Raw genomic sequence first — 19,082 nt, forward strand, 5'->3', positions numbered from 1 at the left:
TCGCAGCGCAATCAGGGATGATTTTATGTTAAAGAAAAACGTGATTCCCGCCGGGGTTTTCCTGCTGTTGAGTTCCAGCGCGCTGGCGTGTTCAGGGCGGGAAGGAAGCTGGTTTGAATACTGGAAATCGGGCAAAGGCACGGCATACGTGACCGTAGGCTATGACAGACAGCTAGAGAAAACCGTTATTGACCGTTACGTCACCCGCTTGCCAGACGTATCCTGGCACCAACTACGTCGTATTCCTGATATGGCTGCACCAGATGGAGACCGCGACGACGGTTTCGCCGATGAGATCATGTTGCCATACCGGGAGTATATCGGCTGGTATTTCAACTGGATGACCGACGGTCAGCATATTCTGTGGGCAGGGAAAATTGTCCGCAACCCGCCGGGCGCGCCAGCAGTCGATGCCGCCAGCTTTCGTGCCTATGGCCGCTTCGCCGCCGATAAACATAGCCTCTACTTTGACGGCGAACGTACTGACGATAATCCCTCAGACAACCCGCTGGATATGGCAACGCTGGAAGAGATCGGCGGCGATTTAGCTGAAGGTGACGCCAGCGACATCGTGAAAGATCGGTACAACCTCTACTATCACGGCCGCCGCCTGGATAGCGCTGACGGCTTCGTCCTGCTGGGGTTGAAATCATGGGATCAGAGGGGGTCGCTCATCAGCTACAGCTCCTGCGAACCGGCCCGTAACGCCGGGCCGCGGGATACCCTCGTGCGCAACGCCAACCGCGTGTTTATCAACGGCGAACCGATTAACGCCGATCCCGATTCCTTTGAGGTGGTGCGCTGGATACCCGGCTCGCTGCTGATTTATCGCGATAAACACGGCGAAAAGCGCCTTTCGTATGGCCGGAACTGCACCGATATTTTTGATATGCAACTGGGCAAAGTCACGTGGCGTACCCGCACCGCCACCCCGCGCGGCAACGATTGCCGGGTAGAAACGCTGCCTGACGTCGACCCAGAAAATTTTAACGTTATTAGCCGCGCGATAGCGCAGTACAAAGATCGGGTTTATATCGTGAAAGACCGCGATTTTCTGGACCAGCGCCTGAGCATTATCAAAATTGCCGACCCGGAGTTAGAGCTGGATACCGGGATTAACGTTACCGATAGCAATCGCGCTTATGTGGTGAGCGAGGATAGCGTTTTAACCGTCCGGACCGCTGGCAAGATGGTGCGCATAAAACGGTCCGACGGCGAGTTTTCTCAACTATTCGCTCATGACGATCGCTATGTCTATGCATTCCTGGAAGGCGATATGTGGCGCTATAAAACGGCGCGGCCTGAGGCGGCATATATAGACGATTTTGACGATTTGATTATCGATGAAGGTAAATATAGTCGCTACGGTGCCGAAAGAGGATTCATCCCCCACAGCACAGCGGAGAAAAAGAGATAAGCGAGGCTGATAACAAACCTGGTTTGAACATCGTACTCGCAATTCTGCCGGGCGGCGGGCCTACAGGTTTACCGTCGTTTGCGGACCGGTAGCCCGGACAGATGCGCAGCATCACCTCCGGGAACCAGCGCGCAACGCCGCTTCCGAGACTTACTCCCAGCATTTTTTGAGCACTTGTATCGACTGCACAATATCCGCCTCCATGACGCCAGCAAATCCCAGCACGATACCGTAATGGTGGCGGCTTTCCGGGGTACCCGGGATCCACAGCGCGCTCAGCGGCGTAATCTCAACCCCAGCCGCCTGAGCCTGGCTCACAAGGCGATTTTCGGTTTCAGCATCATCCAGCGTAATCGCCGCATGCAGCCCCGAGGCCACCTCCGGCATCACGCCAATATGGCTCAGATGTTGATTCCACTCGGCCAACAGCAGATCGCGACGGCTTTTGCTGATTCTGCGCATCCGGCGGATATGAGGCTGGAAATGACCTTCCGAAATAAAGCTCGCCATGACCTGCTGGTCATTCATTGGCGGCTGGCGGGTCGATAGCGTGCGCAGCAGGTTCAGCGGCTCCACCAGCTGTTGCGGAACGACCATGTAGCCCAGGCGCAGCGCGGGATACATCACTTTGGAAAACGAACCGATATAAATAACCCGATGGCGGTTATCCAGCGCGGCGAGCGGCATCAGCGGCGTGCCGTTATAGCGATACTCACCGTCGTAATCATCTTCCATAATCCACGCCTGATGCTGTCTGGCCCACTCCAGCAGTTCCATGCGCCGCGGCAGCGAGAGCGTCGCACCGGTCGGGTACTGACATGACGGACTGACGTAGACCATCCTGGCATCGGGATAATCCGCCAGCTGTTGCGTCTGAAGCCCCTCATCATCCACGTTGATCGCTTTAATATTCAAACCCAAACAGGAAAATACGCCCGCCGCTGCCCAGTGGCAGGGGTTTTCCATGATCACATCCTGCTCCGCACGCAGCAGTAATGCGGAGCACAGCATAATCGCCTGCTGCGCGCCAAGGGTAATAATCACCTGGGCCGGATCGCACTTCAGGCCGCGCGAAGTATGCAGATAGCTGGCGATAAGCTCTCGCAGCTGTAAATCGCCTGCCGGTACGCCATAGCCCATTTGCGCGATAGGCCGACGCCGCCAGAAGCGGTTTTGCAGCCGGGACCAGGTCTCAAACGGAAAATGGTCAATCGCTGGCATACCAATGCGAAATGCCTTCGGCGGGCCATCGTGAACAAAATGGCGGTTAAACCGCGCCGTCAGGGGTAAACGCGAGTCGACGCGCAAAGCGGGAATTTCCGGAACCTCCGGGCCTTCTTCCACTTCCTGACCCCGAAAACGAATATAGGTGCCATCGCCCTGCCGGGTCTCAATCAAATCGTCGGCATATAAACGTTCGTAGACCGATACCACCGTATTACGCGAAACGCCCAGCAGCCGCGCCAGCTCACGCGTGGCAGGCAGCTTCGCGCCGTGGAGACCGGGCGTGCTCATCATCTTCTCTCTCAGCGCCCGATAGAGCTGCTCGCTACGTTTTCGCCCAGCATCCAGCTTAATCCCAGTTAAATCAAAAGGCAGAGTGACCGACAAATTGGCACCTTAATATCGTGGGTTTTTGGCCCTGTTATACATCCAATATGACAATTAGCATAGATGTATTAATACTCATGATGAAAGCACGTCTTTCATCACTCTCAGAACCCAGAATGATTGAGCCTACTATGTCAGCATCAGCAATCACGATTTTTGCCGCGAAGAAAATCATTACGATGTGCCCGAATCGCCCGGAAACCACCCATGTGGCGGTGCGCGGCGACCGTATTTTAGGCACCGGCACGCTTGAAGAACTCACCGGTTTTGGCGAATACCAACTGGACAACACTTTTGCCGACAAAGTGCTGATGCCTGGCCTGATTGAAGCCCATTCACACGTCACCGGCGGCGGCATGTGGCAGTTCCCTTACGTCGGATATTACGACCGCCCGGACCATACGGGTAAAATCTGGCAGGGTTGCCGTTCTTTTGATGACGTCGTCAGCGCGTTGCAGGCCGTTGAGCGCACGATGACCGACCCGCACGCGCCGCTGATCGCCTGGGGCGTTGACCCGATTTATTTCGGCAGCGAGAAGCTGGGCCGCGAGCATCTGGACCGCGTCTCCACTACCCGTCCGGTCGCCGTTATCCATATGAGCATCCACCTGATGGGCGCCAACACCGCCGCGCTGCACGATTGCGGGATTTTTGACGACTGCCAGATTGAAGGTGTGGTGAAAAACGAAGACGGTACACTGCACGGCGAGCTGGTGGAATTTGCCGCCATGGGGCCGATTCTAAATAAATATGGTTTCTGGGACGAGCTGACCACCGAAATCGCCATCGCCAATTTCGGCCAGGAAGCGTTTCGCGCGGGCTGTACCAGCGCGGCGGATATGGGTCTGACCGATTTCAGCAATCCTGAGCTGATGACCAACTACATCCGCATGACCCGCGAAGAGGATTTCCCGATTCGCTTGCTGGTAGCCTACGGTCCTCCGTTCGTGAAGAAACCCTTCCAGCAAGCGCTGGATTTCGCCCCGGACGTGATGCGCCACGGTCACGAAAAAATGCATTTCGGCCCGATGAAAATCTTCCTCGACGGCTCTATCCAGGGCGGGTCCGGACGTATGCTGGAACCGTTCTATTATCTGGATGGCCATAACGGCGCGTGGAACGCCACCCCGGAAGAGGTGGAGCAGCAGGTCTACGACATTATGTCCCGCGGCTACCAGGTTCACTGCCACTGTAACGGCGACGAGGCTTCGGAAGCGTTTATTAAAGCTGTTGAGAAGACCCTGAACCGCATTCCGGCAGTTAACCACCGCGCAGTGATGCAGCACGCGCAGATGCTGCGTGAAGATCAGTTCAAGCGCATTAAAGAGATCGGTATGTGCGTGAATTTCTTCAGCAATCACGTCTATTACTGGGGCGATCAGCACTACAGCAAAACCATGGGCCCAGAGCGCGCGATGCGCATGGATGCCTGCGGCAGCGCGGTACGTCACGGTATTCCTTTCGCTTTCCACAGCGACTGCGGTATCACGCCTATCAACCCGCTGTTCACCGGCTGGTGCGCAGTTAACCGCCTCACCGCTTCCGGACGCGTCCTGGGCGAAGCGGAGAAAATCTCCGTTGATCAAGCCCTGTACGCCATGACTCTGGGCGCAGCGTGGACCATGAAAATGGATCATCTGATCGGCAGCATCGAATGCGGCAAATACGCCGACTTCACGGTGCTGGAAGACGATCCGCAGGCCATCGAGCCGGTCCAGCTTAAAGATGTGAAGGTATGGGGCACCGTGCTGGGCGGTAAGAAACAGCCAATCCAGTAAACCTTTTGCGAGCTTTATCCACCCAGCGCCAGCGTTGGGTGGATAGCTATTGCCTGAAATTAACCACAGAACACAGTTATGACAAAGAAATCCGTTAATTACTCTGCGGGAGCATCGCATAATGCCTCCGCTGACACCGCCATGAAGTGGCTGCCGCTGCTGGTGCTGTGTCTCGCCCAGCTATCGACATCCGGCGATAACGCCACCCTGAGCATCGCTACCGGCGCGCTGGTGAAAGACCTTCACGCCTCGATGGATCTTATCAGCATCGCCAACGCCATGTACTCACTGGCCGCAGGTTCCCTGATGGTCGCCGCCGGTATGGCCGGGCTTATCGTTGGCTGGAAAAAAACCTTCCGCATCGGCTGCGCGCTGCTGTTCCTTGCCGAGCTGACCGCCTATTTCTCACCGAATATGATCGTCTTCACCTACGGCGCTCGCCTGCTTTCCGGTATTGGCGGGAGCTTTATGATCCCGTCCGTGTTGGGGCTTATCGCCAGTAACTATCAGGGTCGTCAGCAGGCTATCGCCTTTGGTGCCATCGGTGCGGCAAGCGGGGTCTCCTTCGCCGCCGGGCCGTTGATTTGCGGCCTGCTGGTTGATCATCTCGGCTGGCGCGCGGCCTTTGCCGCCATTGCCTGCCTGTGCATCGTCATCTTCAGCGGCTCATTTCTGGTCCCGACGCCTGCGAAACCGGAGCGTAAAGTAGTGTTCGATCTGCCGGGCGTGGTTCTGACCGTTATCGGCCTGTTCAGCGTGATCCTCGGCTTCCTGAAAGTATCGAGCTGGGGTCTGTTCACGCCGTTTAACGCACCGTTCACTGTGATGGGCCTAAGCCCGGCGCCGTTCCTGGTGCTGTTTGGCCTGATCGTGCTGGCGATTATGCTGAAATGGGAGCGCCATCGTGAAGCCACGACCGGCAGCGCGCTGATCCCGCTGTCGTTCCTTACCACGCCGCAGGTGCGTAACGGCCTCTATCTGACCGCGTTTATCTTCCTTGCCTATGGTTCCGGCATTTTCGTTACCGTGAGCTTTGTGCAGGTTGTCGCCGGGCTGAACGGTATCGAAACCGGCCTGATGATCCTGCCGTTTGCGCTGGGCGTGGTGGTGTGTTCGCTGGGTCTGCCGATTGTGTGGAAAAACGCCAATCCAAAGCGGATGTGCCAGAGCGCGTTGCTGATCGGTACGCTCGGTTCCGTCCTGTGTATCTTCGGCTTCGGTCCGTCTGATTTCAGCATGATCGTGCCGGTAGGGATGTGTCTGATAGGCGTCAGCATGGGCATCGTTTCCGCCTACTCCAGCTATATTGTAACCAGCGCTCTGCCAGCACGAGATGCACAACAGTCCGGTGGCGTACAGGCAACATCGCGTAACGTAGGCCAGGCCATCGGCGTTGCGGTCTGCGGTATGGTGATGCTGACGGCGATCACCATGACGGTACAGGGAATGGCAAGCAACGACGCATCGCTAAGCCAGGATACACAGCAGAAGGTGGCGAATATGTCCGTGATCCCTTACCTCAGCGACACCGGTTTTACTAAGCTGATGCTGGATCAGGGTGTGAAGCAAAAAGATGTCACTGAACTCAATCAAGTGTATAAAACCGCGCGCCTGAAAGCCACGCGGGCGGGCATGATGGCCACCGCTGTGATGACGCTACTGTTTTTATTCGGAACGCGAAACCTACCTGTTCGCGCCAAAGGTTCCGATGACGTCGCAGGAGAAGAACCGCGTGCGAAAAAGTCCAGAACCTGAGTTAAGACCTGAAAATAACTAACAACAACGCGCCCCCCCGCAAGGAAGGGCGCGTTTTGTCGTTTCTATCAACAAGGAAATCCCCTGTGGTCGATAACCCCACGAAGACAAGCTGGTTACCCCTGATTGTCCTGTGCTTCGCACAGTTTCTGGCCTCTGCCGACAACGTCACGCTCAGCATTGCCACTCAGGTACTGATGAGCGACCTGCACGCCACGCTGGGACAAATCAGTACCGCAAATACGATGTACCCGCTTATTGCGGGCACGTTTATGGTCGCAGGAGGCATGTTGGGGTGCATCTGGGGTTGGCGAATGCTGTTCCGTATCGGGTGCCTGATTTTTATCCTTGCTGAGGCTGGCGCGTTTTTCTCACCGTCTATCACCGTCTTTACCTGGGGTGCGCGTTTGACGGCCGGGATTGGCGGCAGCCTGATGATCCCTGCCGTTTTCGGCCTGATCTCCTCACTTTATCAACAGCGACAACGCGTCACCGCATTTGGCGCGCTGGGTGCCTCCAGCGGTATTTCATTCGCCTGCGGGCCAATATTATGCGGATATTTACTCGATCACGTCGGCTGGCGCGTGGCGTTTGCCTCGCTTGGTCTGCTGGCGCTGCTTATTTTACTCTGCTCCACCGTCATCCCCAGCGCCGATAAGAAACGGACGTCGATCCCGTTCGATACGCCGGGATTTCTGTTAGGCACCCTGGGGTTATTCCTGACGATTTTCGGTATTCTGCGCATCCCGGTTTGGGGGCTGATTATGCCCTTCGATGCCTCAGTAAGCGTTCTCGGCCTGAGCCCCGCCCCGTTCGTCACGCTCTGCGGTCTTATCGTGCTTTTAATCATGCTGCGCTGGGAGCACTATTTTGAAGCCAAAACGGGCCACGCGCTCCTTCCCTCCGTTTTCTTGAAAACTCGCCTGGTGCGTCATGGGCTATATCTCACAGGCTGGATATTTTTTGCCTACAGCTCCGCTATTTTCACCGTAGTGAGTTTTGCGCAAATCGTCAAAAACGTATCGGCAATGGAAACCGGGTTGCTGATACTCCCTTTTGCGATTTGCCTCGCCGCCTGTTCTCTGGGGCTGCCGCTGTTTATCCAGCAGCGAAACCCGCGTCGTCAGTGCCAAATGGGGCTGATTGCGGGGATGTCCGGCGCTCTTATTGCCGCCGTGGCGCTGCACGTAACCGGGTTTACCCCTGCGCTTATGGCGTTGGGGCTGTGTTTGATAGGCGCGGGAATGGGGACAATCGCGGCCAATGCCCCAATACTGGTCACTACGGGCGCGGGAAATCATCACGCCGAGCAGTCAGGTGGCGTTCAGGCGGCTTCGCGTGATATCGGGCAAGCGTTGGGAATGGCGCTGATCAGTACCGTTATGCTGACCGTGTTAACCTTCCTGATGAAATATCAGGTACAGCACGACCTGGCCATCAGCCTGCCCGCCCGGCAAATCGTTGAGCATCTCAACTTCATTCCCTGGATAAGCGATCGCGCTTTTCATCAGTTTATACAAACGCAAAACCTGGCCTCCAGCGATCTGATGAACATCCTGAGTCATTATCAGCAGAGCCGAATGCAGAGCACGCGCTATGGGCTACTGGCGATGGCGATCGTGACTTTGTTCCTGTTTATCCGCCTGCGTGACCTGCCGAAGTCATCGTAGATTGCGCTATACTGCCGCCACTATCAAAAAAAAGCGGAACTGAACCATGAACGACAGTGAATTCCATCGCCTGGCCGATACCCTGTGGATGACCATCGAAGAACGTCTGGATGACTGGGACGGCGACAGCGATATCGACTGTGAAATCAACGGCGGCGTGCTGAGCATCAGTTTTGAAAATGGCAGCAAAATCATTATTAACCGTCAGGAGCCGCTACATCAGGTGTGGCTGGCAGCCAAGCAAGGCGGCTATCATTTCGACCTAAAAGGCGATGAGTGGATTTGCGACCGCAGCGGCGAAACCTTCTGGGATCTACTGGAACAGGCGGCAACGAATCAGGCCGGTGAAGAAGTGAGTTTTCGTTAAGGCGGCAAGATTCGATTTCCCCCGGAGGCGATGCTAACGCATCTGTCCGGGCTACACGATACCGCACGTACTCGTAGCCCGGGCCCATGGGAAATTAACCCGTGCCGAATGGCAGGTCTACGCGGCAGGTTAAGAGTAGTGCTGCAACATCGATGATGTCGCGGAATCCTCACCTGCAGCAAGGGTCGCAGCGGCAATCACCTGGCTGCGGAAGGGAATCACCTGTTCGCGGCCATCGACATCAACAATCTGATAGAACTGCGGCAAGTTAAAGTTGATAAAGCTCGAACCGTAGGTAAAGCGGTCATGGGATGACGAGTAGAAGCGGCTGACGTCGCGCACCAGCTCCTCTTTACTGCCTTCGCAGTGGTGATACACCTCGGCGCGGTTACTCTCATCAAGGATATAGATGTTAAAACCGTTATCGTTATCCGCATCTTCAAAGAAGAACTGAATAATCCCTTCGCTGGCAAAACCATCCACCACCTGCGGCAGCCTGACATGGTTGGTTTCCACCTGTACCGACAGGCCGTGCAGTTTGTTATGCGAAATCGCACCGTAGAACTCAATGGCGTTTTCCAGCTTCTGCACTGAGACGTTAAGACGTTCGAAGAACAGTCCCCAGGTCTGCCCGGAAACGCGCAGCGCTTTAAAGCGACCGGTATCCTGGCGGGTGCTGGAGAGGCGCAGCTCGACGCATTCGGAAACCAGTTGCTGCACGCGAGTGCGGATTAACCCGCGCAGATGCTGGCTATAGCAGAACACTTCCACGCTGTCCGGCGGCGCGGCATCCTGATGCATTTTACCAAGAATGGTTTTCAGCGCTTCGATCATCGCCTGCTCGCCGTTGAAGTGCAGCGTACGCACTTCGTTCCACGAGTTGCGATACAGCAGATCAACGCTGCCAATCAAGCATTTTTGCTCTTCGCCAAAGCTGAAAACATCCAGCTTGCGGAAGTCGAAATGCACCACCTGATTGCGGAAGGCCGCCGTCGGGTCATATTCCAGGTTAACGATAATCGCCAGATGGCGAATTTCGCAAGGGCTGTACAGCGCTTTCGGCGTTGGGGAAGGCAGGCGCAGCGGGAAGTGGTGCGACACATCGGCCACCATCTCCTGCAATTTAGCCAGATCGACAATGCCGTTGCCCTTAATAAACAGGCGAGTTCGTGACGTCAGCAGGCCGTTAAACCAGGCCCATGCCACCAGCTTATTAAGATAACGGTTATATTCCAGCGGCTGATGGCTAATGATCGATTCCATATCCGGCGCGCGGTTATAGACATACCAACCGGTGCGGTTGGCACGGCCCGGCGGCACGTGGATAAAGGTCAGATTCGGTTCAGACAGGTCCGGTGAAATTTGCGGGTTTACCAGGGTGACTTTCCCCGGCAGCGCTTCAAATGCGGCATACAGCTTACGCGTCAGCACGCCAATATCCTGCGGGCTGGCGGAAACGCTCAGGTTATTGCGGCGCGCGAAGCGAATCAGGTTGCGATAGCTTTGCATCATCGCATCAAGCAGCTCGTTGTGCGCTTTACGGACTTCGTCAATCTTCCAGTTGGCCCGGTTGTCGAGCATCATCAGACGCTTTTCATCCCAGCCCCACTCTTTCACCAGATGGCTAACCACTTCACGACGCCAGCCGACACAGGCGCGCTCGCGGCTCAGCTTTTCGCAGACTTTTAAATAGAAACATCGGCGCACCAGGTCAAGGCGCGTTTCGTCTTCAATGGCTTGCAGATAGAGGGTTACTCGCTCCAGCATCATGCAGTACGGATCGAGCCCAAACGAGACAATCTCGCCGTCATGCAGGCGCTGTTTGATATCTTTCGCCAGCAGGCGGTTGTTGGGATATTCCCAGGAATAAGCTTCCAGCAGCAGCGTTTTAAGCACCGCTTTATACGGCGAGTCGATACTTTTGTAGAGCTGCCACAGGCTAGCGCCAAAGTACTCTTCCGCCGACAGCGAGCTCAGGCCGCCGAGATCCAGCCATTCGTTCGGCGTCAGGACCCCCTGCGAGTACAGCGACATCACGTAATCATCGTAATGCTCTTCTTCATCGCACGGCACCATATTCCACAGAATACGTTTCCCGGCGAGACGCACGGCGGTACGGTAAAACTCATCCAGCAGCAGGATATGTTGGGTTGAACCGCAGTCTTCGCCGCCGAGGCTACCGCTTTCATTATGACGGAAGCGGTTTTCATCAATCAGGAAGAAGCTAACTTCAACGCCCAGCGATGCCGCCCAGCTTTCCAGCAGGCTGCATTTACGCTGTAACAGTTGACGCTCATCGGTATCCAGCCAGGCCTGGTGACAAACCCAGATGTCGAGATCGGAAGAGCAGCTTTGGCCGACGGATGAAGTACTGCCCATGGAGTAAAGACCGGTGATCGGCAGTTCGCCTTTCGGCGGCTCCTGCGTCAGCATTCCACGGTGCAGTTCAAGCTCGTCAAGGTAGTGGCGTTGGGTTTCATCAGGCGTGTAGAGGCAAATGCCTCGGGGAACGTTACCGTCAAGGTAACCCGGCATCAACGGGTGATGATAATGTAGTAATGTCGGCAGTAGACTGTAAACCTGCTGGAAAGCGGGTCCCATAGCAGCAAGGGCGCGATCTACGCGCAATTGGTTGATGGCATCCAGTCTCTGTTTCAGTGTCTCAATATAGAGGTACAAGACATATCGCCTGATGTTCAAAAACCCGACGTACAATAGTACGGAGGATTTCAGTATTTCAACAAAAACCGTCACCATTCGTCGTCGGTGTGGTTGTGATGAACTGCTGACTGACAAATGGTTTAAAACGTGATCAATCTAACACCTTGCTCATTGACCGTAAAGAAAGATGCGCTACATACAAGTGTAGCATCGTTTACTACGTGTAAATTCTTCACTACGTTTGCGGTAATCGGCTGGCGCATGAAAGGCTAAAAAAGAAGGCCGAGACCCTTTCCCCACAAAACTAACATCCCTAAGACAACAATGTTAGGATGGTTAGTGGTCGACAATGACGGTAACAAGCATGTTAGACAAAGTTTTGAGAATTGCCACACGGCAAAGCCCGCTTGCGCTATGGCAGGCACATTATGTGAAAGAACGCCTGGAGTCCTGCCATCCGCAGCTCTCGGTCGAACTGGTGCCAATGGTCACCCGCGGCGACGTGATCCTTGATACTCCCCTTGCAAAAGTGGGTGGCAAGGGCCTGTTTGTCAAAGAATTAGAACTGGCCATGCTGGACGGTCGCGCCGATATTGCCGTCCATTCCATGAAAGATGTCCCGGTGGAATTTCCCGAGGGACTGGGGCTGGTCACGATTTGCGAACGTGAAGACCCGCGCGATGCATTTGTCTCAAATCACTATGCGTCCATTGATGAACTGCCGCACGGCAGCATTGTTGGCACGTCAAGTTTACGCCGTCAGTGCCAGCTGGCCGCCGATCGTCCGGATCTGGTGATCCGCTCTCTGCGCGGTAACGTCGGCACGCGCCTGGGTAAACTGGACAGCGGTGAGTATGACGCCATTATTCTTGCGGCGGCGGGACTTAAGCGCCTGAAGCTGGAAGAACGGATTCGCCAGCCGCTGTCACCAGAACAATCCCTGCCCGCAGTGGGTCAGGGCGCGGTCGGTATCGAATGCCGTCTTGACGATGAGTGGACTAAAGCTTTGCTTGCCCCACTGAATCATACGGAAACGGCCATACGCGTACGCGCCGAACGGGCGATGAACACCCGTCTTGAAGGCGGCTGTCAGGTCCCAATCGGCAGTTATGCTGAGCTTATCAACGGCGAACTCTGGTTACGCGCGCTGGTCGGTGCGCCGGATGGCTCGCGGATGGTTCGCGGCGAACGGCGCGGTCGTGCGGAAGATGCCGAAACCCTCGGCGTCTCCCTCGCTGAAGAACTGCTGGATAACGGCGCTCGCGACATTCTCGCCGCTGTATATGCAGGAGTTGCGCCTCGATGAGCATTCTGGTCACCCGTCCTCTGCCGCAAGGCGAAGAGCTGGTCAGTCGCCTGCGCGCGCAGGGACGTGTGGCCTGGAGCTTTCCGCTCATTGAGTTTACCCCCGGTCGTCAGCTCCCCGCACTGAGCGACCAGTTGGCAAGGTTGACGGAAGGCGATTTACTCTTCGCACTATCGCAGCATGCTGTAGAGTTTGCCCACGCCCGCCTGCAACAACAGGGCCTGCGCTGGCCCTCTGCACCTGATTATTTTGCAATTGGTCGCACCACTGCGCTAGCCCTGCACAAAGTCAGCAATCATGATATTCGCTATCCGTTAGATCGGGAAATCAGTGAAGTCTTGCTACAATTACCTGAATTACAAAACATTGCGGGGAAAAAAGCCCTCATTCTGCGCGGCAATGGTGGGCGAGAATTACTCGGTGAAACGCTCCGTGAACGCGGCGCGGATGTCACTTTTTGTGAATGTTATCAACGTAGTGCAAGGCACTATGATGGCGCAGAAGAAGCAATGCGCTGGCAGAATCGCGGTGTTTCAACGTTGGTCGTTACCAGCGGTGAGATGCTGCAGCAGCTTTGGAAGCTAATACCGCAGTGGTACCGCGAACATTGGCTCCTGAGCTGTCGCATTTTAGTTGTCAGTGAACGTCTGGCCGAACAAGCCAGGGAATTGGGCTGGCAGGATATTCAGGTTGCCGATAGCGCCGACAACGATGCGCTGCTACGCGCATTACAATAACTCTCAACATTGGAAGCCATAATGACGGAACAACAGAATCAATCCGCCGTGGTTGAAGAGACCAGGGAGGCCGTGGAAAAGACACCACAGCCAGAAAAGAATAATGTAGAAAAGAAAAACGGCGGCAGTAAAACCAGTCTCGCCCTGAGCGCAATAGCGATTGCTATCGCCCTCGCCGCTGGCGTAGGCCTTTACGGCCTCACGAAAACTCAGGCAACCCGTCAGAGCGAAACCAGCGCCGAGCTATCCAGCCAGATCGCCACGCTGCAAAAAGCGCAGGAAAGCCAAAAAAGCGAACTCGAAGGCATTATTAAGCAGCAAGCCGACCAGTTGACGGAAGCCCAGCGCCAACAAGATTCGCTAACGAAGAAGCTTGAAGAGGTACAGGAAAAAGTTGCCATTATCTCCGGTAGCGACGCCAAAACCTGGCTGCTGGCGCAGGCTGATTTTCTGGTGAAACTGGCCGGGCGCAAGCTGTGGAGCGATCAGGACGTGACGACCGCCGCCGCGCTGCTGAAAAGTGCAGACGCCAGCCTCGCCGATATGAACGATCCGAGCCTAATTAGCGCTCGCCGCGCCATCACCGACGATATCGCTTCGCTTTCCGCCGTGAGTCAGGTGGACTATGACGGCATCATCCTGAAAGTGAACCAGCTTGCCAATCAAATCGATAATTTGCGTCTGGCAGACAATAACGATGATGACTCCCCGATGGATTCCGATAGCGATGAGCTTTCCAGTTCCATCAGCGAGTGGCGAGTGAATCTGCAAAAAAGCTGGCAGAACTTTATGGACAGCTTTATTACCGTTCGTCGTCGTGATGAAACGGCCGTGCCGTTGCTGGCACCGAATCAGGATGTCTACCTGCGTGAGAACATTCGCTCACGTCTGCTAGTCGCGGCGCAGGCAGTTCCGCGCCATCAGGAAGAGACTTACAAGCAAGCGCTGGATAACGTCTCCACCTGGGTTCGCGCCTACTACGATACTGACGATGCCACTACCAAAGCCTTCCTTGAGGATGTGGATAAGCTCAGTCAGCAAAGCATCACTATGGACGTACCGGAAACCCTGCAGAGCCAGGGCCTGCTTGAAAAACTCATGCAGACGCGGGTCCGTAATCTGATGGCGCAGCCCGTCGCGCCGCAGAGCAACGCCCCGGCACCGACGCCAGCAGCCCCCGCGCCAACGCCTGCGCCACAAGGAGAGTAACGCATGTTGAAAATTCTCTTACTCTTCGCGCTGTTGCTCGCTGGAATTATCGTTGGACCGATGATCGCCGGACATCAGGGCTACGTCCTGATCCAGACCGACAACTACAATATCGAAACCAGCGTCACCGGGTTAGCGATCATTCTGATCCTCACCATGGTGGTCCTGTTTGCGATTGAATGGCTGCTGCGGCGTATTTTCCGCACCGGCGCGCATACCCGCGGCTGGTTCGTTGGCCGTAAACGCCGTCGCGCCCGCAAGCAAACCGAACAGGCGCTGCTGAAGCTGGCAGAAGGCGATTATCAGCAGGTTGAGAAGCTGATGGCAAAAAATGCCGATCACGCGGAACAACCGGTTGTGAACTACCTGCTGGCGGCGGAAGCGGCCCAGCAGCGTGGTGATGAAGCTCGCGCCAACCAGCATCTGGAACGCGCAACCGAACTGGCCGGTGACGATCTGATCCCGGTCGAAATCACTCGCGTACGTCTGCAGCTGGCGCGCAATGAAAACCACGCAGCGCGTCACGGCATCGACAAACTGCTGGAAATCACGCCGCGTCATCCAGAAGTGCTGCGTCTGGCCGAGCAGGCCTATATCCGCACCGGAGCCTGGAATTCACTGCTGGATATCATTCCATCAATGGCAAAAGCCAACGTCAGCGACGAAGAGCATCGCGCTGAGCTGGAACAGCTGGCGTGGATTGGCCTGATGGATAAAGCGCTGGCCGATGGCGGCAGCGAAGGGTTGCGCGACTGGTGGAAAAGCCAGAGCCGTAAAACTCGCAGCCAGGTGGCACTACAGGTGGCAATGGCTAATCGCCTTATCGAAAGCGATGACCATGATACCGCTCAGCAGATTATTATCGACGGCCTGAAAAAGCACTACGACGACCGTCTGGTGATGCCGATTCCGCGGCTGAAAACCAATAACCCAGAGCAACTGGAGAAGGTGCTGCGCCAGCAGCTCAAAACGGTCGGTGACCGCCCGCTGCTGTGGAGCACGCTGGGACAGTCGTTAATGCGTCACGGCGAGTGGCAGGAAGCCAGCATCGCGTTCCGCGCCGCGCTCAAGCAACGTCCGGATGCGTTTGATTACGCGTGGCTGGCCGATACTCTCGATCGTCTGAATCAACCGGAAGAAGCCGCAACAATGCGCCGCGACGGCCTGCTGCTGACGTTACAAAACAATCCACAGCAGTAAGCTCGATCTTCACTATCGCCTCCACTGGGGGCGATAGCACTCCCCTTTTGCAAATGCATCACGCTTCCAAATAAAAAAACGCCTGCTCTGAAACCAGGGCAGGCGTTAAAACAGGTCTGTTTGACAACAAATTGGGTGCTTCACTCAACGTAGTGTCCATGGTGTTTGATGAGGCTTGTGCGACATCTGTCAGTGGACGATAAGCACCGTAAACGGCTCTGCATCATTCCTGGGTTTATGAGGCGCTAAGGCGAACATAAGAGATGGAATGAGCATCTACCCGTTCATTATCGCACAGGATCTACGGAAATTGCATCTATGAGAGTAATGAATTGGGAGTATTCCGCATAATAAATCGCGTCACAATCAGCGAGATATTTTTAGTAAGATCATGGGGATAAGAGAGTTTTTGGCAAATTCAGAAAACAAAAAACCCCGCCGAAGCGGGGTTCAAAATTGGTCGGCGAGAGAGGATTCGAACCTCCGACCCACTGGTCCCAAACCAGTTGCGCTACCAAGCTGCGCTACTCGCCGATGTACTGCTTTTTTGAATTTTTAGTTCAATTCTTTATAAAGTCGTGGTGCGAAGGGAGGGACTTGAACCCTCACGTCCGTAAGAACACTAACACCTGAAGCTAGCGCGTCTACCAATTCCGCCACCATCGCATGTTCACAACTTTCTAAATAATGGGGTGGCTAATGGGATTCGAACCCACGACAACTGGAATCACAATCCAGGGCTCTACCAACTGAGCTATAGCCACCACTACAAATCTTTTTACGCGGTATTAAACCACCGCAGCTCCAGCACCGGGTAAATGGTGCGCCCGACAGGATTCGAACCTGAGACCTCTGCCTCCGGAGGGCAGCGCTCTATCCAGCTGAGCTACGGGCGCTTAGCGCCGTTGCGGGGTCGGATATTACGGACTTCCTACCCCGCTGTCTAGTGCCTTTTTAAAGAAAATTACCGTTTGCTCATGCTTTGTGCATTTTGTCGCTTATTCCGCCACATTATCAACGTTTCCGCGTCGTCCGAGGCCAAAAACCTTATAAATGAGCGTGACAGCCGCCAGAAAAATAATTCCGACGAAGAGCGACATGCGGGTATCGTCATTAAATCCCATACCTATCAGCACGCAAATAAGGAACGCCATCGTTAAATAGTTCGCCCAAGGGAACAGCAGAGAGCGGAACGGATGGCTGGCCATCGCTTCTTTATGCACAAGGCGAAAACGCAGTTGGCTAATCAGAATCACAAACCACGGCACCATACCCGGCAGCACGCTGGCGCTGTAGACATAGACGAAGACCCGCTGTGGATTAGGGATGACATAGTTCAGGCAAGAACCAACTAACAAAATCAGTATCGACAGCGCAACACCCACCGCCGGCACGCCATTACGCGAGACTTTGGCGATCGCCGCAGGCAACTGGCGATTTCTTGCCAGCGCATAAAGCATACGCCCACAGCTGTACATACCGCTGTTACAGCCGGAAAGCGCCGCCGTCAGCACCACAAAGTTAATAATTCCTGCCGCCGCGGTAATGCCGATTTTGGCAAAGGTCAGCACAAACGGACTGCCGTTGGAGCCAATCTGATCCCACGGGAAAATAGTCACGATAACGAAAATCGCACCGACGTAGAAAATCAGGATACGCCACAGCACCTTCCCTACCGCGCTGCGCAGAGTGACCTGCGGGTTCTTAGCTTCACCGGCAGTAATACCGATAAGTTCAACGCCCTGGTAGGAGGCGACCACAATGCACAGCGCCGTCAGGAAGCCTTTCCAGCCGCCGGCAAAGAAGCCGCCATGCTCGGTCAGGTTACCAAAGCCAATGGAGTGTCCGCCGTTGCCAAAGCCAAAGAAAATAACGCCCAGCCCAACCACAATCATCACGATAATGGTGGTGACTTTAATCATCGCGAACCAGAATTCGATTTCACCATATAGCCGCACCGCCGCCAGATTCGCCAGCGCCACCAGCCCAACGGCAATCAGCGCCGGTATCCACTGCGCCATATCCGGGAACCAAAACTGGACGTAAACCCCGATTGCGGTAATTTCCGATATCCCGACCGCCATCCACATAAACCAGTAGGACCAGGCGGTGAGATAGCCGAAAAACGGACTCATATAGCGATGTGCGTAAACGGCGAACGAGCCGGTTACCGGTTCGAGGAACAGCATTTCGCCCATCGAGCGCATGATAAAGAAGACAAACAATCCCGCGATAATGTACGCCAGTAGGACCGAAGGCCCAGCCCACTTCAGCGTACTTGCCGCTCCCATAAATAAACCCACGCCAATCGTGCCGCCAAGGGCGATTAGCTCAATATGCCGCGCCTCCAGCCCACGCTGAAGTTCCGCTTTTTTCTCAGTCATATAGCCTCTTGTGTTTGCCCTGCTCCGGATTTATTGCACCCCAAACGAAGGTGTATATATCCCGGTTATTTTTATGAATAAATAAAATGGAAAGCCCTGCCTGAGCAACGGCAAAACCTGCCCGTCGCGTATTAAGCATGCGAATGGTTAATGAATTTTATGGAAATGGCAAATAAAGTATCAGGCGAGTGAATACATTACACAGAATACCCAGGTAAACTCGCCAGAACGTAGTGGAATGTCAAAGCTTATCGGTGTAATGCCAGCGTAAATAGCGTAGCAGTCGGGCCTGTCTTTTTATCCGGCTCGGCTGCGACACCAGGCGATAAAACCATTCTAGCCCAAGGTCCTGCCAGAATTTTGGTGCCCGCTGTACGTGACCAGTAAAGACATCGTAGGTCCCGCCGACCCCCATATACAGCGCCTGCGGATAAACATTCCGGCAATCGCGCATCAGGATCTCCTGACGCGGCGAGCCCATCGCCACGGTGACAATTTTCGCCCCACTCTCGCGAATGCGTTCAAACAGCGCCTGACGTTGATCGGCGGCGAAATAGCCGTCCTGGCTACCGACGATATTCACGTTCCAGCGCTGGCGAAGCTGCCGCTCGGTTTGCGCCAGCACTTCCGGCTTGCCGCCAATCAGAAACACCGGCGTTCCCTGAACGCCAGCGCGCTCCATCAGCGCTTCCCATAAATCGGCTCCGGCCACGCGCGATACCTGTGCCTGAGGATATTTTTTACGTAATGAGCGCACCACGCTGATGCCATCAGCATATTTAAATTCTGCGGCTTCAATCAGCGCCCGAACCTCGGGGTTGTCTTCTACCGCCAGCATCTTCTCTGCATTAATTGCAACCAGCGTCCCCTTGCGGAGCTCACCATCGCCGTACAGATAATCCAGAGCGTGTTGCATATCGCGCCAACCAATGAGTTGCAAGCCTCTCAGCAGATACAACGGCGCGGATGTAGTCCCAGTCATGTACA

13 protein-coding genes and 4 tRNA genes are annotated in these 19,082 nt (G+C 55.1%); 9 read left to right on the forward strand and 8 right to left on the reverse strand.

All coding sequences use genetic code 11. From position 1 onward, the window contains the following. Positions 1-25 precede the first annotated feature (25 nt). On the forward strand, positions 26-1,417 hold the full coding sequence (locus AC07P6_RS29230; RefSeq protein WP_478315272.1) for a hypothetical protein: 1,392 nt from the start codon (positions 26-28) through the stop codon (positions 1,415-1,417). Positions 1,418-1,567: 150 nt separating this feature from the next. On the opposite strand, the gene pdxR is transcribed toward AC07P6_RS29230, so the two are convergent. Continuing rightward, entirely contained in the window at positions 1,568-3,028 is a 1,461-nt protein-coding gene (pdxR, locus tag AC07P6_RS29235; protein ID WP_434660820.1) for a MocR-like pyridoxine biosynthesis transcription factor PdxR, read from the reverse strand. 131 nt (positions 3,029-3,159) lie between these two features. Between pdxR and AC07P6_RS29240 the strand changes: the two genes are divergently transcribed. The 4 genes from AC07P6_RS29240 to cyaY all read left to right on the forward strand — a co-directional run bounded on the left by AC07P6_RS29240 (position 3,160) and on the right by cyaY (position 8,598). Beyond that, positions 3,160-4,806, forward strand: a complete 1,647-nt coding sequence (locus AC07P6_RS29240) for an amidohydrolase (protein WP_434660821.1) — start codon at positions 3,160-3,162, stop codon at positions 4,804-4,806. Positions 4,807-4,884: 78 nt separating this feature from the next. Beyond that, positions 4,885-6,561 (forward strand): MFS transporter, encoded by a 1,677-nt coding sequence (locus AC07P6_RS29245; protein ID WP_478315273.1) that lies wholly within the window; start codon positions 4,885-4,887, stop codon positions 6,559-6,561. Positions 6,562-6,647: 86 nt separating this feature from the next. Beyond that, positions 6,648-8,231 carry an MFS transporter gene (locus AC07P6_RS29250; protein ID WP_478315274.1) on the forward strand — a complete coding sequence of 528 codons (1,584 nt, stop codon included), beginning with the start codon at positions 6,648-6,650 and terminating at the stop codon, positions 8,229-8,231. Between the two features lie 46 nt (positions 8,232-8,277). Beyond that, complete coding sequence (cyaY, locus tag AC07P6_RS29255; protein WP_478315275.1) at positions 8,278-8,598, forward strand: iron donor protein CyaY; 321 nt, start codon at positions 8,278-8,280, stop codon at positions 8,596-8,598. A 129-nt stretch (positions 8,599-8,727) separates the two neighbouring features. Here cyaY and cyaA read toward each other — a convergent pair whose 3' ends face one another. Further along, positions 8,728-11,277, reverse strand: coding sequence for a class I adenylate cyclase (gene cyaA, locus AC07P6_RS29260; protein ID WP_110276873.1), 2,550 nt, complete (start codon positions 11,275-11,277; stop codon positions 8,728-8,730). A 346-nt stretch (positions 11,278-11,623) separates the two neighbouring features. Here cyaA and hemC point away from each other — a divergent pair, with 346 nt between their 5' ends. The 4 genes from hemC to hemY are packed head-to-tail and all read left to right on the forward strand — an operon-like array spanning position 11,624 to position 15,711. Further along, positions 11,624-12,565 (forward strand): hydroxymethylbilane synthase, encoded by a 942-nt coding sequence (hemC, locus tag AC07P6_RS29265; protein WP_434660826.1) that lies wholly within the window; start codon positions 11,624-11,626, stop codon positions 12,563-12,565. Next, positions 12,562-13,302, forward strand: a complete 741-nt coding sequence (gene hemD / locus AC07P6_RS29270) for a uroporphyrinogen-III synthase (RefSeq protein ID WP_478315276.1) — start codon at positions 12,562-12,564, stop codon at positions 13,300-13,302. The genes hemC and hemD overlap by 4 nt, the downstream gene beginning before the upstream one ends. A gap of 21 nt (positions 13,303-13,323) precedes the next feature. Continuing rightward, on the forward strand, positions 13,324-14,511 hold the full coding sequence (hemX, locus tag AC07P6_RS29275; RefSeq protein ID WP_304254979.1) for a uroporphyrinogen-III C-methyltransferase: 1,188 nt from the start codon (positions 13,324-13,326) through the stop codon (positions 14,509-14,511). A 3-nt stretch (positions 14,512-14,514) separates the two neighbouring features. Beyond that, positions 14,515-15,711 (forward strand): protoheme IX biogenesis protein HemY, encoded by a 1,197-nt coding sequence (gene hemY / locus AC07P6_RS29280; protein WP_182235556.1) that lies wholly within the window; start codon positions 14,515-14,517, stop codon positions 15,709-15,711. Between the two features lie 457 nt (positions 15,712-16,168). Here the strand turns inward: hemY and AC07P6_RS29285 are convergent. The 6 genes from AC07P6_RS29285 to wecG form a co-directional block, all read right to left on the reverse strand. After that, positions 16,169-16,245 (reverse strand) — tRNA-Pro (locus AC07P6_RS29285). 45 nt (positions 16,246-16,290) lie between these two features. Beyond that, positions 16,291-16,377 (reverse strand) — tRNA-Leu (locus tag AC07P6_RS29290). A 22-nt stretch (positions 16,378-16,399) separates the two neighbouring features. After that, a tRNA-His gene (locus AC07P6_RS29295) sits at positions 16,400-16,475 on the reverse strand. A 55-nt stretch (positions 16,476-16,530) separates the two neighbouring features. After that, a tRNA-Arg gene (locus tag AC07P6_RS29300) sits at positions 16,531-16,607 on the reverse strand. Between the two features lie 102 nt (positions 16,608-16,709). Further along, complete coding sequence (thrP, locus tag AC07P6_RS29305) at positions 16,710-18,095, reverse strand: bifunctional threonine/serine APC transporter ThrP (protein ID WP_182235555.1); 1,386 nt, start codon at positions 18,093-18,095, stop codon at positions 16,710-16,712. A gap of 241 nt (positions 18,096-18,336) precedes the next feature. Next, the gene (wecG, locus tag AC07P6_RS29310) at positions 18,337-19,077 is read right to left on the reverse strand and encodes a lipopolysaccharide N-acetylmannosaminouronosyltransferase (RefSeq protein WP_181484160.1); all 741 of its coding nucleotides are present in this window, start codon (positions 19,075-19,077) and stop codon (positions 18,337-18,339) included. Between the last annotated feature and the right edge of the window lie 5 nt (positions 19,078-19,082).

The organism is Klebsiella sp. GFKo11 (genome assembly GCF_056490265.1).

What these genes read in the sequence shown, in the direction of transcription:
- AC07P6_RS29230 (WP_478315272.1), top strand. Translation starts at nt 26, where the DNA reads ATGTTAAAGAAAAACGTGATTCCCGCCGGGGTTTTCCTGCTGTTGAGT.
- AC07P6_RS29240 (WP_434660821.1), top strand. Translation starts at nt 3,160, where the DNA reads ATGTCAGCATCAGCAATCACGATTTTTGCCGCGAAGAAAATCATTACG.
- AC07P6_RS29245 (WP_478315273.1), top strand. Translation starts at nt 4,885, where the DNA reads ATGACAAAGAAATCCGTTAATTACTCTGCGGGAGCATCGCATAATGCC.
- cyaY (WP_478315275.1), top strand. Translation starts at nt 8,278, where the DNA reads ATGAACGACAGTGAATTCCATCGCCTGGCCGATACCCTGTGGATGACC.
- hemC (WP_434660826.1), top strand. Translation starts at nt 11,624, where the DNA reads ATGTTAGACAAAGTTTTGAGAATTGCCACACGGCAAAGCCCGCTTGCG.
- hemD (WP_478315276.1), top strand. Translation starts at nt 12,562, where the DNA reads ATGAGCATTCTGGTCACCCGTCCTCTGCCGCAAGGCGAAGAGCTGGTC.
- hemX (WP_304254979.1), top strand. Translation starts at nt 13,324, where the DNA reads ATGACGGAACAACAGAATCAATCCGCCGTGGTTGAAGAGACCAGGGAG.
- hemY (WP_182235556.1), top strand. Translation starts at nt 14,515, where the DNA reads ATGTTGAAAATTCTCTTACTCTTCGCGCTGTTGCTCGCTGGAATTATC.
- thrP (WP_182235555.1), bottom strand. Translation starts at nt 18,095, where the DNA reads ATGACTGAGAAAAAAGCGGAACTTCAGCGTGGGCTGGAGGCGCGGCAT.
- wecG (WP_181484160.1), bottom strand. Translation starts at nt 19,077, where the DNA reads ATGACTGGGACTACATCCGCGCCGTTGTATCTGCTGAGAGGCTTGCAA.